Here is a 15,730-nt window from a genome sequence, read left to right on the forward strand (position 1 = left end):
CCCGGCCCATATTGCCACTATAGGAGGCATGCATGAAACGCGGGCAGTCGAAGATGTCGCCATGGCTTCTGCCGCTGGCTCTATCCGTCGCAATCGCGCCAGCCGCGCCCAGCTGGGCCGAGGCGCTGCCTCTGACCACATCCAGGGCCGCGCCGGCGATCGCCGGTCCGACCGCGACCCTGGCTGCCCCCCGAGGCTCCGCCGAGGAGGTCAGCCCGATCGTTCCCGGCTTACCGCCGGCAAAATGCGCCACGCCGCCGATCTCCGGGCCAGTCATCGGGAAGAGGGCGGCATCCAATGTGCAATCGCACCGGCCGTTCCCCGCGACTTGGCAGAGGGTGCTGGACAGCTTCACCGCCAATGGCCGTATCCCCGGCGCCGTGATCCTCGTCAAATCGCCGGACTGGGGGGTGCGGGTCGGCACCACCGGCTATGCCAATCTGGAGACCAAGACCCCGATTTCGCCCGACATGCAGTTTCGCGTCGGCAGTGTCACCAAGGTCTTCACCGCCCAGACGATTCTGCAGATGGAACAGGAGGGCAAGCTCAAGCTCACTGATCCGGTGCTGAAATACCTGGACGACGACGGCATCGTCGCTGGAATCCCATATATCAACGAGATGACCATCGGCATGCTGCTGCAGATGACCACGGGCATCACCAACTATCTGGCCGACACAGATATTGGCTTCTCGCCCCAGATAACGCCGCAACGGCACTTCGACCCTGATCAATTGATGAGCGGTTTGAGCAACAACGGCCCGAATCCGCCGCTGCCGTCCGACTTTGCACCCGGCGCGACCTATCCGAATCCCTATTGGGCGACCCTCTACCAGAGCGCGCCGCCGGAGCCGCCGCAGTATCCCTTCTGGTACTATTCCAACTCGAACTACATTTTGCTGGGCATGATCGCCGAGAAGGTCAGCGGCCAGAAGGCGGAGCAGGTGATCCAGCATTACGTGATGGATAAGCTCGGCATGCGGGACACCTATTTCGCGACCAACGATCAGCAACTGCCGCAGATGCACGGCTACACCAAATGGGGTTCGATCCCCTATCCGCAGCAGGTCTACGAGGAGTGGTGCGACGTCACCGCGACGAATCCGAGCTATGCCTGGACGGCGGGGGCCATCGTCTCGACGCCGTGGGATCTGCTGAAGCTCGGGGAGGGGATGTTCCAGTCCGACCAGTTGCTGAACCAGGGCACCAAGGAGAAATGGTTCACCTTCGTCTCGGCGGACATCCATATCGGCTGGCAGCCGATGGACTACGGCGTCGGCGGGCTGATGCAGCCGGCGCGGTCCTATGGCAGCGCCCGTGGCCATGGCGGGGCATTCCCGGGCTACAAGACCCTGCTCTACTACTTCTTCGACGCGGACACGTTCTTCGTGCTGGCCTCCAACACCTGGGACCAGGAGTGGGAGGCCAACATGCTCGACCAGATCATGCCGCTGGTCTCATCGGCCGTGACCACGCCGCAGCCGAGCGAGGACATGCAAGGGGTGCACCTCACCAAGTTCGGCGGGGCGAACCTCGCCTGGCAGGCTGGCCGGATCTACGGGACGAGCTACAACGTCTATTGGGGGACGGACGCCGACCAGGTCGATCGGGCGAGTCCCGACGCGCATGACGGCGTGGAATTCAGGAACGTCCCGGGGGTCGAGACCGACGTGATGCTGAAGCCGGGCACCACCTATTACTGGCGGGTCGACACGGTCGCGGAAGGCCAGGTGATCCCGCTGGTGAACGGGCCCCTGTGGAAATTCACCACGGCTGCCGCCCAGTAAGATCTGAAGGAAGCGCCGCCCTCGGCACCTCGGTGTCGGGGGCGTCGCTGTGCAGGTTCAACAAGGCGGGATGGCGGTCAGGATGTGCGGCATCGTCGGACTCTTCAGCTCGGACCGGGACCGTCCGATCGACCCCGGCCATCTGCGGGCCATGACCGGCAGGCTGCGCCATCGCGGCCCGGACGACGGCGGTGCTTTCGCCGCCGGGGGAGTGGCCCTCGGCTTCACCAGGCTCTCGATCGTCGATCTCGCGACCGGCAACCAGCCGCACCACAGCGAGGATGGCCAGATCACCTCGGTCTGCAACGGCGAGATCTTCAATCATCGTGAGTTGCGGCAGGAGCTGGAACGGCGCGGCCACAGCTTCCGCACCCGCTGCGACGTCGAAGTCCTGGTTCACCTGTACGAGGACTACGGCGCCGACTTCGTCAGCAAGCTGAACGGTCAGTTCGCCTTTGCCCTCTATGACCGGCGCCGGCATCGGCTGCTGCTCGGCCGCGACCATGTCGGCATCGCCCCCCTGTTCTATACCGAGGCGGGGGGCGAGCTGCTGTTCGGCTCCGAGATCAAGGCCCTGCTGGCGCATCCGGCGGTCGAGCGGCGGGTCGATCTCGCCGGTCTCGACCAGATCCTGACCTTTCCGGGAATGGTCAGCCCGACCACCATGTTCCAGGGCATCCACGCCCTGCCGCCGGGCCATGTGCTGGAGGTCGGCTCCGGCCCGGCCCGCGCCTGGCCCTACTGGGACCTAGTCTATCCCGAAGCCGCCCGGCCGGCCGAACGGCGCGAGACCGAGTTCTATGTCGCGCGGCTGGAGGAGCTGCTGCTGGCGTCGGTGCGCCGCCGGCTCGATGCCGACGTCCCGGTCGGATTCTATCTCAGCGGCGGCCTCGATTCGAGCCTGATCGGCGCCCTGGCGCAGGCGGCGGCGCCGGACCGCCTGTTCCATTCGTATTCGATCACCTTTCCGCAGGCCGATATCGACGAGCGCCGGCCGCAGCGGCTGATGGCTGAGCGGCTGGGCTCCCGGCACCACGAGATCGAGTTCCCGCCGGCCGAGATCCTCCGCCGGCTTCGCCAGGCGGTGGCGGCGGCCGAGGCGCCGCTGAAGGAGGCCTACAACACCTGCTCTCTGGCGCTGTCGGCCATGGTGCGCGAGAGCGGCCACAAGGTGGTGCTGACCGGGGAGGGGGCGGACGAGCTGTTCGCCGGCTATGTCGGCTACCGTCTCGATGTCGCCGGCGGCCGGGTCCCGGGGACCGCCGATCCGCTCGAGGCCATGCTCGAGGACGAGGTCCGGGCGGAGCTCTGGGGCGATCCGGCCTTCTTCTACGAGCGCGACTACCGCCTGTTCCGCGACGCCAAGGCGGGGCTTTATTCGCCTGCCGTCGCGGCGACGTTGCCGCAGTTCGACTGTACGCTGCGGCCGCCCGTCGACCGGTCATGCCTTGCCGGGCGCCACCCGCTGCACCAGCGCTCCTATGCCGACTTCAAGCTGCGGCTGGCCGACCATCTCCTGGCCGATCACGGCGACCGCGTCTCCTACGCCAATTCGATCGAGGCGCGCTATCCGTTCCTCGACATCGAGGTCGTCGAGTTCGTCCGCTCGATTCCACCCGACCTGTTGGTCCGGGACGACACCGAGAAGTGGCTGCTGCGGCAGATCGCCAGGAGATACCTGCCGCCGGCGGTCGCCGGACGCGAGAAATTCAGCTTCGTGGCACCGGGTTCGCCCTATCTCCTGGCCCAGCGGGTCGACTGGATCGACGATCTGCTGTCGCCCGAGCTGATCCGTCGGCAGAATTATTTCGATGCCGAGACGGTGGAGCGCCTGCGCCGGCAGCATCTGGCCGGGAACACGCGGATCAACGCCACCTTCGACACGGACGTGCTGATGCTGGTGCTGACCTTCGGGCTGTTCCTGGAGGAGTTCGAAATGCCGAGCTATGCCTAGAGCGGTGCCGGCCGATCACTTCTCTCCATTCAGCAGTACCGGCAGCTGATTCTCGCCGGCGCCCATGACGATGATCTTGGTGTTGGGGGACGCAGCGAGGCGCTCGGTCGCCTGGATGCCGCGCCATTTGAGCATCGAGATGCGCGAGCGCTCCTCGAATTCGCGGATGCCGTCGGCCTCGATCGACCATTTCTGCCGTTCCATCTCGGCCTGCTTCAAGATGAACTCGTAAGCGAGAGCCTTCTGCTCCTGGGCCAGCTTTTCCTGGATCTCGGCCGAGAGCCGTTCGGGCAGGGCGATGCGCGTGATCAGGACCCGGTCGAGGTCGACCCAATGAGACTGGACGGCGCTCCTCGCGGCGTCGTCGACCTTCGCGGAGAGGCCGGCTTCGCCCAGGACCCGCAGCTCGTCCGGCTTGAATTGACGGATCACCTGACGCACCGCGGCGATCACGTCCGGCCAGACCACGGTCTCCCGATAGCGTGGGCCGACCGATCGGTGCAGCATGGCCAGATCGGCGGCCCGCGGCGCGAAGCGCGCGGTGACGTCGAGCGACACCTCCAGCCCGTCGGCGGTGAGGAACGCCATGGTGCCGTGCATCTCCTGCAGGCGGGTGTCGTAGACCGTCATGGTGTCCCATGGCCAGATCGCCCGATAGCCTTCGCCGTAGACACGGTCCATGACGGTGCCGCCGTCGAACCGGGACCAGCGTATGCCCAGCTGGCCGGACCCGATCGGGATGAAGATGCTGCGCCACAGATAGAACAGGATCAGCAATGTTCCCAGACCGGCCAGCCACGCCCGCAATGCCCGGCGCGACATGCCGGGGGGAAGGGGCGGCGGGTCCGCCGGGAGGTGCGCAGGTGCGGCCTGGCGAACCGGCCGCCAGCCAAGCCACCGCCGCAGGCTGCGGCACAACAGGCTGAGGGACCGGCGCAGTTCCGAGAGAGGGCGGGCGCTCATGGTTCGGCGTTCCGCCGGATCGACTGCACCTTGCCGAGCTCCATCTTCACCACGGTGTCGGCGATGCGGAAATAATGGTCGTCATGGGTGGCGACGACCAAGGTCTTGCCGCGGCTCTTGAGCTCGGGCAGCAGCGCTTCATAGAAGTAGCGCCGGAAATCGGGATCCTGGTCCGCCGCCCATTCATCGAAGATCAGCACGGGTCGATCCTCCAGGAGGGCTACGACCATGGCGATGCGCTTGCGCTGCCCGGTCGAGAGGTCGAGCGTGCTGAACGTGTCGTCGCCATAGCGGACCTTCTCGCCAATGCCCATGCGCTGCAACTGGTCTTCGACCGCCGTGGCGTCCACGGCAAGGCCGTAGAGCTTCCGGAACAGATGGAAGTCGGTGTAGATCGCGCTGAAGAGCTCGCGATAATCCTGCAGATTGCTGCGTTCCAGCGCCACCCCGTCGATCGAGACGCCGCCGCTGGTCGGCTGGTACAGGCCGGCGAGCACCTTCAGGAAGGTGGTCTTGCCGCTGCCGTTGCCGCCGATGACCATCGTGATCTCGCCCTGCGGTATGGCGAGATCGATCGGGCCGATGCGGAAGGCCTGGGGATCCGCTGCCGCATAGCTGAATCCGAGGGCGTGGCACCGAAGTTCGCGGTGGAACGGCAGCGGCTGCTCGCTGGCGACGACCCGCCCGACCTCGGCGTTGATGCGGTCGATCTCGGCCTCGAGCTGGGCGATCGAATCCGCCGCCTGGTTGCATTTGGTAAAGGCTGGCATCGCGGTGACGATGGTCGAGAGCGGCCCGATGATGAACAGGATCGCCGCCACCAGCTGCGGCACGGCGGGGGCGAAGCCCTGCACGATTCGTGGCAGGAAGAAGACGACGATCGCGATCAGCACATAGAAGAAGCACTGCGAGAAGACGGCGTTCTTGTTGTAGAGATCGGTCGTCCTGATCTTCAGGTCGCGCATCACCTGCGCCACCCGGCGGAGGTCCAGGAGCACGGCTTGGCCGCGCGCCTGGTTGAGCTTGACCTCCTTCAGGCCGTCGACCAGATCGCTGGTCATGCCGAAGAAGCGCACTTCCTCGGTGACGCTGGCCTGGATCAGCCGCATCATCTGCTGCTCCCGGGAGAGGTAGATCACGATCCCGGCCGCCACCACACCCACGATGGTGAGGAAGGCCGGCAGCGAAACCGTCATGACATAGATCGCGGTGCACAGCACCATCACCACGGATTGCGCCGCCGCGACCAGCAGCCCCTGGGATTCCGAGATCAGAGTCGTGTCCTGGGTGATGCTCTGGAAGATCCGGGCCTTGCCGATCTGGTGCAGCAGCAGCAACTCCGACCCCGCGATCTTCTCGACCAGGCGGATTCTGATCCGCGTGATCATCTGCTCGAAGATCCGGGTGGCGGAATCGAACGTGTATTTCAGCCCGACCACATAGAGTGCCATCGCGATGGCGAACAGCACCAGGTAACGGAAATTGAGGGCCTCGTAGGAAGCGGTCTGTGCCGCCGCATTGATCACGGCCAGCATCATGGCGTTGGCCGCGCCCGACACCACGACCGCGATGATCATGTCGCGGCGCGATCCTGCCGCTTCGCGGTTCAGGAGATCGATCAGTGCCATCGGCCAGAAGCCCACGCGCGCGCCGGAGACGTCGACAGGAAGGCTGAGATCATCATGATGTCATCGATTGCATGAAAGCCATTCCAGAACCTGGCTGCCGGGCGTGTTCCGGCGATCGTAATGCCGATGAGGATTGCCTGAAAATTTCCGGCCGAAGCTCCGGCGGCGGGCCTTTCGAATCCGCTTTCGCCCGGCAGTGGCTGCGCCCCCGACCCGACATCGACCAAGATCACCATCCTCAAGGTCTTTTCAACCAATAAATGTTCATCCGCATCGGGAATGTAATATAAATCCATAAATATTGCTTCAATTTAGATACGATATTGTACCTTACAAATATACTTGTCGTGAAACGCAATGTGCGTTAGTCAATTCGGCATAGACTGAGATCGCGGCGCCGGTTCGCCGGAAGCTGTCTGGGAATGCCCCGTATTGATACCGATCCGATGAGATCGGGGGGGCTGGAGAGCTATCGCCCTGGAAATCGCATAAGGAGATCTGTTTCGAAGCTCGGACTTCAATACAGACTTCATTATAGTGATTGGGAAGGATTGATGGTGTCATGTATTGATGATGTCGCGCGCTCCATTGAGGGGCGGCTTGGTCGTCGAGTGCTATTCGCATGTCTTCGGCCGGCCTGGGCCTTTCAATGCGACATCGACGGATCGATAGTCCGCCGGCGGAGGCGGTCATGCTAGAACGCTCGGTGCCTGCGGCTGGCGGGCGTGAGATTGCGCCGGACGAGGTCATCGCCATCGTCGGTGCCGCCTGCCTCTATCCCGGCGGTTGCGACGATCCGGACGCGTTCTGGGATTTCCTGCGGCGCGGTGGGTTCGCCGTGCGGGAGGTCCCGGCAACCCGCTGGTCACCCGATTTCTATGACCCCGACCCGGACCGGCCCGGCAAGACGGCCTCGCGGTGGGGCGGGTTCCTGCCCGAGCCCTTCCCCGGAGCCTTCGATGCGGCGTTCTTCGACATCTCGCCCAAGGAAGCCGCGGCCCTCGACCCCCAGCAGCGGCTGCTGCTCGAGGTCGGCTGGCGGGCACTCGAGGATGCGGGGGTCGCGCTCGACCCCGATCGCGGCAGGCCGTTCGGCGTGTTCGTCGGCATCAGCACGACGGATTATCACGGCGCGAAGCTGTGGCAGCCCGGCAGCGCCACGATCGACCCCTTCACCGCGACGGGCGCCTCTTTCGCAGCCGCGGCGGGCCGGCTCTCCTATGCGTTCGGCTTCGACGGCCCGAGCCTCGCGGTCGACACCGCCTGCTCGTCCTCGCTCGTCGCCCTGCACCTGGCGTGCCAGGCGATCCGGCAGGGGGAGTGCGAGGCGGCGCTGGTCGCCGGCGTCAACGCGCTGCTGACCCCCAACCTCTTCATCTGCCTGACCAAGATGGGCCTGCTCTCGCCCGATGGTCGCTGCAAGGCGTTCGACGCCGCGGGCAACGGCTATGTCCGGGCGGAAGGCTGCGGCGCCGTCGTCCTGAAGACCCTCGGCCAGGCGCGCCGTGACGGCGACCGGATCCTGGCGCTTTGCCGCGGTTCCGCGGTCAACCAGGATGGCCGCAGCAATGGCCTCACCGCGCCCAGCCGCAAGGCGCAGGAGCGCGTGATCGGTCAGGCGCTGGCGCGGGCCGGCGTGCCCGCCGACAGCATCGCCTATGTCGAGGCGCACGGCACGGGCACGCCGCTCGGCGACATGATCGAGCTGAGTGCGCTCGCCGGCACCTACGCCGCCGGCCGCGACCCGGACTCCCCGCTGCTGGTCGGGTCGGTCAAGACCAATATCGGGCATCTCGAGGCCGGTGCCGGCATGGCCGGCCTGATCAAGACCATGCTGTGCCTGCGCCACGGCGAAATTCCCGCCCATCTGCACCTGCGAACGCCGACTCCGCATCACCCCTGGGACGAGGTGGCGCTCACCGTCCCGACCGCGCTGACCCCCTGGCCGGGAACGGCGGGGCCGCGTCGCGCCGGGATCAGCTCCTTCGGGTTCAGCGGCACCAACGCCCATGTCATCCTGGAGGAGCCGCCGTCCAAGGTGCGGGAGATGCGACGGTCGGACGCCGTGCTGCTGCCGCTGTCGGCCCGTAGCCCGGCGGCTCTCGAAGAACTGGCCGCCGGCATGGCCGGCTGGCTCGAAGCCGCGCCACGCAACCTCGCCGATGTCGGCTTTACGCTCGGCGCCGGTCGCACGGCCTTTGCCCACCGCCTGGCCGTGGTCGGCAGCACCGCGGCGGAGCTGGCCGCGGCTCTGCGGGGCGTCCCCCCAACCCCGGCCGGCGGCGATTCCTGGCGCCGGCGTCTGGGTGAGCTGGCGGCCCTGTGGATCGCGGGCGAGGAGGTCGACTGGGCGCGGCTCTACCGGCCTTTGGGGGCCGGCAAGACCGCGCTGCCCGGCCATCCGTTCCAGCGCCAGCACTATTGGGTCGACCCGGTGGTCGGCGCCGCGGCCGCTGCCGGCGCTCCGGCCGCTGCCGCGCCGCAGCCGCCGGCCCCCCGGCCGGTGACGTATGACGGGCCGGACGGGATGCGGCGGCGGATCGACGACATCGCCCGCAAGGTCCTGAGCGACCAGCCGCTGGCACCGCTCGACCCCGAGCTCCCGCTGGTCGAGCAGGGCTTCACGTCGCTCATGGGGCTCGAATTGCGGCGGGAGCTGGAGGCCGAACTGGCCGTGCCGGTGCCGACGACCTTCCTTTACAACTACCCGACCATCACCCGCATGGCGGAGTTCTTTCTGGCGGACCGGTCATTCCCGGCCACGGCCGCCGCCGCTCCGCCGCCGGCGGACGGGGACTACGACTTTCTCGATGAACTTTCCGTTGAAGATCTGGCCACCTTGATCGAACGCGAGGTCGATTTGCCATGAACGATATCCAGACGCCTGGGAACCCCGCGGAAGCCCTCAAGAAGACCTTCATCGCGCTGAAACGAAGCCAAGCCAGGGTGCAGGAATTGGAGGCCCGGCAGGGCCAGCCCGTGGCGGTCGTGGGCATGGCCTGCCGGCTGCCGGGCGGCGCCAATGATCCCGAGGCGCTGTGGGCGCTGCTGCGCCGAGGAGAGCACACCTGCACGCCGGTGCCGCCGGAGCGCTGGGCGACCGATCGCTTCTACGATCCGGCGGCGGATGCGCCGGGCCGCACCCATGCCGGCCGCGCCAATTTTCTCGACCTGCCGGTCGACGGCTTCGACGCGCCGTTCTTCGGCATCTCCGCCAAGGAGGCGACCAGCCTCGACCCGCAGCAGCGGCTGCTGCTGGAGGTGAGCTGGGAGGCTCTGGAGGATGCCGGCCTCGATCCGGCAGGGCTGCGCGGCAGCCGGACCGGCGTCTATGCCGGGATCTCCAGCGACGACTATGCCCAGGCGCATCGCCATTCGGGCCGGCTCGACCTGATCGACGGCTACGCGCTGACCGGCACCTGCTTCGCCCCGGCGGCGGGCCGGTTGTCCTACACCTTCGGATTCGAAGGGCCCAGCATGGCGGTCGACACCGCCTGCTCGTCCTCGCTGGTGGCGGTTCATCTCGCCTGCCAAAGCCTGCGCAGCGGCGAAACCGACCTGGCCCTGGCGGCCGGCGTCAACCTCATCCTGTCGCCGGTGTTCCACATCGCCTCCTCGAAGCTCGGCACGATCTCGCCCGACGGGCTGTGCAAGACCTTCGACGCGTCAGCCAACGGCTATGGCCGCGGCGAGGGCTGCGGCGTGGTGGTGCTGAAGCGCCTGGCCGACGCCCAGGCGCAGGGCGACCGGATCCTGGCCGTGATCCGCGCCTCGGCTGTGAACCAGGACGGCAAGAGCAATGGCCTGACGGCGCCCAACGGGCTGGCTCAGGAGAAGGTGATCCGGCAGGCGCTCGCCAGCGCCCAGCTGGCCCCGGCCGACATCGGCTATGTCGAGGTGCACGGCACCGGCACCGCGCTCGGCGACCCGATCGAGGTCGAGGCGATCGGCCGTGTCATGCAGAACAATCGTCCGGCCGAGGATCCCGTCATCCTCAGCACGGTGAAGGCGAATATCGGTCACCTCGAGGCGGCGGCCGGCATCGCCGGGCTGATCAAGGCGATCCAATGCCTGCGGCACGGCGAGATCCCGCCGCATCTGCATCTGAAGAACCCCAGCCCGCACATTCCCTGGGGGCAATACCCCTTCAAGGTCGCGACCGAGCTCACCGCCTGGCCCGCTGCCGGCAAGCCGCGCCGGGCCGGCATCAGCTCGTTCGGCTTCAGCGGCACCAACGCCCATGTCATCCTCGAGGAGGCGCCGACCGGCCCGGGCGCTGGCACGGAAGCGGCCGGCAGCCAGCTGCTGCCGCTCTCGGCCCGCACCCCGGAGGCGCTGCGCGAGCTGGCCCAGCGCTGGGCCGAGTGGCTCGAGTCGCCGGATCAGCCGCTCGGCGATGCCTGCTTCACCGCCGGCGCCGGGCGCAGCCATTTCGCCCATCGCCTGGCCGTGACCGGGACCGGTGCCGACGACCTTGCCGCCGCGCTCCGCAGCCATCTCGCCGGCACCGCCAGGCGTCAGGTCGCCGTCGCCACCGCGCCCGGCAACAAGCCGAAGGTTGCCTTCCTCTTCACCGGCCAGGGCTCGCAGCATATCGGCATGGGCCGGGCACTGTATCAGAGCCAACCGGTATTCCGCCGGGTCATCGACGATTGCGATGCGGCGCTGCGCGCCCCGCTCGGCCGCTCGCTGATCGAGCTCCTCTATGGCGGCGTGGCGAGCGAGGAGGAGCTGAAGCAGACCGGCCTCGCCCAGCCGGCGATCTTCGCGGTGGAGCTCGCGCTCTGCCGGTTGTGGCAGTCCTGGGGCGTCGAGCCCGACATCGTCTGCGGCCACAGCATCGGCGAATATGCGGCCGCCCATGTCGCCGGCATCCTCAGCCTGGCCGACGCGCTGGCCCTGGTCGCCGAGCGCGGCCGGCTGATGCAGCAGCTGCCGCCGGGCGGTGCCATGGCCGCGGTCTTCGCCGACGAAGCCGCGGTGTCGGCCGTGCTGGCGACGGCCGGCGACGGCGTCTCGATCGCGGCGATCAACACGCCGCGCGAGGTGGTCATCTCCGGCCCGGCGGCGGTCGTGGCGGATGTCCTCCGGCGGTTCGAGGCGGCCGGGACGATGGCGCAGCCGCTCCGCGTCTCACACGCCTTCCACTCGACCCTGATGCGGCCGATGGTTCCAGCCTTCGCGAGCACCGCCGCGATGAAATCCTACGAGGCTCCGCGGTTGCCGGTGGTCTCGACGGTGACCGGCCGCAAGATCGAGGCGGGTGATTTCACCAGCGCCCGCTACTGGGCCGATCAGATCGAGGCGCCGGTCCGGTTCGCCGCGGCCGCCGAGACGCTGGCGGCCGAAGGCGTCACGGTCTTCCTCGAGGTCGGGCCGACCCCGATCCTCACCGGCCTGGCCCGCCAGACCCTGGCGGCCGAGGGCCATCACTTCCTGGGATCGCTGAAGCCGGCAGAGGACGACCGGCGCCAGCTGCTGCAGAGCCTCGCGGTGCTGTACGTCGAGGGCGCGGACATCGATTGGACGGCCGTCGCCATCGGCAGCGAGGCCCGGAAGGTCGCGGTGCCGGGCTATCCGTTCCAGCGCCGGAGCTATTACCTCCCGCCGATCGTCGATGCCGCCGCGGCCGACGCCGCCGCTCCGGCGCGCAACGCCCATCCCTATCTCGGCCAGCGCATCCGTTCGGCGGTCCTGCCGGCCGGCACGGAGCTGCACCAGGCGATCTTCACCGCCGAGCAGCCGGCATTCCTCAAGGACCACCAGATCTTCGGCGAGATCATCTCGCCGGCGGCCGCGCATCTGTCGATGGCCTTCTCCGCCGCCGGGGCGGGGAGGGCGCTGGAGGATGTCGCCTTCACCGCTCCTCTGGTGATCCAGCCGGACCAGCCCCGCACGGTCCAGCTCATCGTGGACGGCGGGCCCCAGCCGACATACCGGCTGGTGAGCCAGGCGGCGGACGACCCCGCCGACCCCTGGGTCACCCACAGCACCGGCCGGATCGCCGCGTCGGAGGCCGAGCCGCCGGCGCGGGCCGACCTTGCGGCCCTGCGCGATCGCTGCCCCGACAGCATGGAGGCGGCCGAGTTCTATGCGCTGATCGAGACGTTCGGCTACCGCACCGGGCCGACATTCCAATGCGTCCGCGAGATCCGCAAAGGCGAGAATGAATCCGTCTGCCGGGTCGAGGCGCCGTATCGGATCGACGAGGGTGCGATCCATCCCGGCCTGATCGACTCGCTGCTGCAGACCGTGCTCCCCGCCTGCGAGACATCGGCGGCCCGGATGCTGACCGGCGAGAGCGTGCTGATCCCGCTGCACATGGCGACGGTCCGGATTCTTGGCCCGCTGACCCAGCCGCTGCACTGCCACACGCGCGTGACCGTGACGCGTGATCTGGTGAAGAGCGAGATCACGGCCTATGACGGCGATGGTGCGCCCCTGCTGGAGATCACCGGCTTCCTGCTGAAACAGACGAACCGCGATACGCTCTATCAGGGCCTTCGCGCGGACGACCGCGGTGTGGTCCACCTGCAGGATTGGCAGCCGATGGCGCTTGCCGACCAGCCGGTGCCGCAGGACGGGCTCGGCTGGGTCGTGATCGGCGGCCCGGACGGCTGGGGCGAGGCCCTGGCAGCGCAGCTGCGCCGGCAAGGGGCGGATTGCCTGGAGCTGATCCCCGGCAAGGCGCCGGAGCCCGTCGGCGACGGCCGCCACGCCTTCGATCCCGGCGATCCGGACGGGCTGTTGGGTGTTCTTCTGCCCTGGCTCGCCAGCCATGGCTCCCGCGGCGTCAACCTGCTCTTCGCCCATCGCGGCGCGGGCGAGCAGCCCGTCGCGGGTTGCCACGATGCCTGCGGTCTGCTCCTGCCCATCGTCCAGGCGATCGGCGCGGCCGAGGGGTGCGAGCGTCTCCGGCTCTGGCTCCTGACCCGCCAGGCACAATCGGTGGCGCGCGAGGATCATGGTGCGGCGTCGCCGTCGGATGCGGCGCTCTGGGGCTTCGGCCGGGCGATCTCGCGCGAGATGCCGGAGATCTGGGGCGGCCTGGTCGACCTCGAAGCCGGGCCGTCGCCCGCCGGGGTCGCTTCCGTGCTGGGCCTGGTCCAGGCGCCGGCCGGCGAGGACCAGCTGGCGCTGCGTCGCGGCAACCAGGCCTTCGCCGCCCGGATCGTCGGCGCGCCGGCCGGCGCTGCCGGCAAGGACGGGGCGCGCCGGCTGCCGCAGACCGGTGACGACGAAGCCTATTTCCTCGACAAGGGGCCGCGTCAGACGCTCGACGACCTGGTCTTCCGGACCCGCCGACGTCGGTCGCCCGCGGCCGGCGAGGTCGAGGTCGCCATTCTCGCCGCCGGGCTCAATTTCCGCGACGTGCTGAACGCACTGGGCCAGTACCCGGGAGAGGCCGGTCTGCTGGGCTTCGAGGCCGCGGGCACGGTCGCCGCCCTCGGCGAGGGTGTCGACGATCTTGCCGTGGGCGACGTCGTGATCGTCATGGCCGCGCCCGGCTGCATCGCCAGCCATGTGACGGTCGCCCGCCACCTGGTGGTGCGCAAACCCCGGTCGCTCAGCGTGGTCGAGGCGGTGACCCTGCCGGCCACCTTCCTCACCGCGCATTACGCCCTGAATCACCTGGGCGGGATGCGGCGTGGCGACCGCGTGCTGATCCACGCCGCGGCCGGCGGCGTCGGGCTTGCCGCGGTGCAGCTCGCCCTGCTGGCCGGGGCGGAGGTCTTCGCCACGGTCGGCTCGCCCGAGAAGCGCAGGCATCTCGAGGCGATGGGCGTCACCCATGTGATGAACTCCCGCACCACCGATTTCGCGGCCGAGATCCGCGACCTGACCGGCGGCCGCGGGGTCGACATGGTGCTGAACTCGCTGTCCGGCGACTTCATCCCGGCCAGCTTCTCGGTGCTGGCGCCCCATGGCCGCTTCCTCGAGATGGGCAAGATCGGCATCTGGGACGAGGCTCGGGTGCGGGCACAGGATCCCAGCTGGCTCTACCGGCCCTTCGATCTGGCCGCGGTGGTGGTGGAAGATCCGGCACTGATCACCGGCATGTTCGACGACCTGCTGCGGGTGTTCGAGGACGGCCGGCTGCGGCCGCTGCCGAGCACGGTCTTCCCGCTGGCCGAGGCCGAGGAGGCGTTCCGCTTCATGGCCCAGGCCAGGCATATCGGCAAGATCGTGCTGAGCCGGGAGGAAGAGTACCGGCGTGAGGTGATCGAGGCGCATGGGCTGGTGCGGCCGGACGCCGCCTATCTGGTCACCGGCGGTCTCGGCGCGCTGGGCTTGCGGGTCGCCGGCTGGCTGGTGGCCGAGGGCGCCCGGCATGTCGTCCTGACCGGACGCCGGGGACCCGATGAGGCGGCGAAACGAGCGCTGGCGGAGCTCGAGGCCCAGGGCGCGACGGTCACGGTGGTGGCCGCCGACGTGGCGTCGGCGGCGGATGTCGATCGCATCCTAACCACCGTCTCGGCGGATCTTCCGCCATTGCGCGGCGTCATCCATGCGGCCGGCGTGCTCGACGACGGCATGATCGCCGATCTCGATCGGGCGAAGTTCGACCGGGTCTTCGCGCCCAAGGTCGCGGGCGCCTGGAATCTGCACCAGGCGACCCTCGATCTCGACCTGGATTTCTTCGTGCTGTTCTCCTCGGTGGCGGCGGTCATCGGCAATCTCGGCCAAGCCAACTACGCCGCGGCCAACGCGTTCCTGGATGGCCTGGCCCGCCACCGCCGCCGCAGCGGGTTGGCTGCGACCAGCATCAACTGGGGCCCCTGGGCCGAGGCGGGCATGGCGGCGGAGCTCGACACCGACCGGTTCGCGGCGCAAGGCATCCGGGCGCTGGCCCCGGCGCAGGGCTTGCGGGTGCTGAAGCATGTCCTGAAGGAAAACCTGGTGCAGCCGATCGTGGCCGACATCGATTGGGCGGCCTACGGTGCGCATCACGGGCTCGACGGCAAGGCCGGGCTGTTCGCCGCCCTGGTCGCCCAGGCCGACCAGCCGGCGGCGGGCGCGGCGCCGGCGGTCACGGTCCGCGCCATCGTCGACGAGCTGGGCGCGGCGCTGCCGATCGAGCGCGAGGGGCTCCTGCTCGCCTATCTCAAGGATCTGGCTCGCCAGACCCTGGGCTATGGCGATGCGGAGCCGATCGCGCCGGATCAGCCCCTGGTCGAGCAGGGGTTCGACAGCCTGATGTCCGTCGACATGCGCAACCGCCTGAACAAGAGCCTCGGCTGCGCGCTGCCGGCCTCGCTGCTGTTCGATTATCCGACGCTGGAGAAGATTGCCCGCTACCTGCTCAAGGATGTGGTGAAGCTCAAGGCCGAGGCGGCGCCCGCCCCGGCTTCGGCGGCGGCACTGATGGATGAGCTCGATCGGCTGATCGGGTAGGC

Annotated in this window: 7 protein-coding genes; 4 read left to right on the forward strand and 3 right to left on the reverse strand. The window is 68.4% G+C overall.

Annotated features, from left to right (window positions below; translation table 11 throughout):
• The first annotated feature begins 32 nt into the window (after positions 1-32).
• Together AAHM41_RS05395 and asnB are read left to right on the forward strand one after the other, a co-directional pair.
• Positions 33-1,787, forward strand: coding sequence for a serine hydrolase domain-containing protein (locus AAHM41_RS05395; protein WP_342235493.1), 1,755 nt, complete (start codon positions 33-35; stop codon positions 1,785-1,787).
• A 70-nt stretch (positions 1,788-1,857) separates the two neighbouring features.
• Positions 1,858-3,741: an asparagine synthase (glutamine-hydrolyzing) gene (asnB, locus tag AAHM41_RS05400; protein ID WP_342235494.1), complete on the forward strand. Its 1,884-nt coding sequence runs from the start codon at positions 1,858-1,860 to the stop codon at positions 3,739-3,741.
• Positions 3,742-3,756: 15 nt separating this feature from the next.
• Here asnB and AAHM41_RS05405 read toward each other — a convergent pair whose 3' ends face one another.
• Genes AAHM41_RS05405 through AAHM41_RS05415 form a run of 3 tightly spaced genes read right to left on the reverse strand, consistent with a single transcriptional unit; the run spans position 3,757 to position 6,628 of the window.
• Complete coding sequence (locus AAHM41_RS05405; protein ID WP_342235495.1) at positions 3,757-4,704, reverse strand: prohibitin family protein; 948 nt, start codon at positions 4,702-4,704, stop codon at positions 3,757-3,759.
• Positions 4,701-6,332 carry a cyclic peptide export ABC transporter gene (locus AAHM41_RS05410; RefSeq protein ID WP_342235496.1) on the reverse strand — a complete coding sequence of 544 codons (1,632 nt, stop codon included), beginning with the start codon at positions 6,330-6,332 and terminating at the stop codon, positions 4,701-4,703. The genes AAHM41_RS05405 and AAHM41_RS05410 overlap by 4 nt, the downstream gene beginning before the upstream one ends.
• A complete protein-coding gene (locus AAHM41_RS05415) occupies positions 6,323-6,628 on the reverse strand; it encodes a hypothetical protein (RefSeq protein ID WP_342235497.1) in 306 nt (101 codons plus the stop codon). Before AAHM41_RS05415 ends, AAHM41_RS05410 begins: the two co-directional genes overlap by 10 nt.
• Before the next feature lie 395 nt (positions 6,629-7,023).
• Here AAHM41_RS05415 and AAHM41_RS05420 point away from each other — a divergent pair, with 395 nt between their 5' ends.
• Positions 7,024-9,201 (forward strand): type I polyketide synthase, encoded by a 2,178-nt coding sequence (locus AAHM41_RS05420; RefSeq protein WP_342235498.1) that lies wholly within the window; start codon positions 7,024-7,026, stop codon positions 9,199-9,201.
• Positions 9,198-15,728, forward strand: coding sequence for a type I polyketide synthase (locus AAHM41_RS05425; RefSeq protein WP_342235499.1), 6,531 nt, complete (start codon positions 9,198-9,200; stop codon positions 15,726-15,728). Before AAHM41_RS05420 ends, AAHM41_RS05425 begins: the two co-directional genes overlap by 4 nt.
• Positions 15,729-15,730 lie beyond the last annotated feature (2 nt).

The sequence above is a fragment of the Inquilinus sp. OTU3971 genome (genome assembly GCF_038440215.1).

Bases quoted from the DNA above. Each gene is read 5' to 3' on its own strand.
- AAHM41_RS05395 (WP_342235493.1), top strand. From the start codon at position 33: ATGAAACGCGGGCAGTCGAAGATGTCGCCATGGCTTCTGCCGCTGGCT.
- asnB (WP_342235494.1), top strand. From the start codon at position 1,858: ATGGCGGTCAGGATGTGCGGCATCGTCGGACTCTTCAGCTCGGACCGG.
- AAHM41_RS05405 (WP_342235495.1), bottom strand. From the start codon at position 4,704: ATGAGCGCCCGCCCTCTCTCGGAACTGCGCCGGTCCCTCAGCCTGTTG.
- AAHM41_RS05410 (WP_342235496.1), bottom strand. From the start codon at position 6,332: ATGGCACTGATCGATCTCCTGAACCGCGAAGCGGCAGGATCGCGCCGC.
- AAHM41_RS05415 (WP_342235497.1), bottom strand. From the start codon at position 6,628: ATGGATTTATATTACATTCCCGATGCGGATGAACATTTATTGGTTGAA.
- AAHM41_RS05420 (WP_342235498.1), top strand. From the start codon at position 7,024: ATGCTAGAACGCTCGGTGCCTGCGGCTGGCGGGCGTGAGATTGCGCCG.
- AAHM41_RS05425 (WP_342235499.1), top strand. From the start codon at position 9,198: ATGAACGATATCCAGACGCCTGGGAACCCCGCGGAAGCCCTCAAGAAG.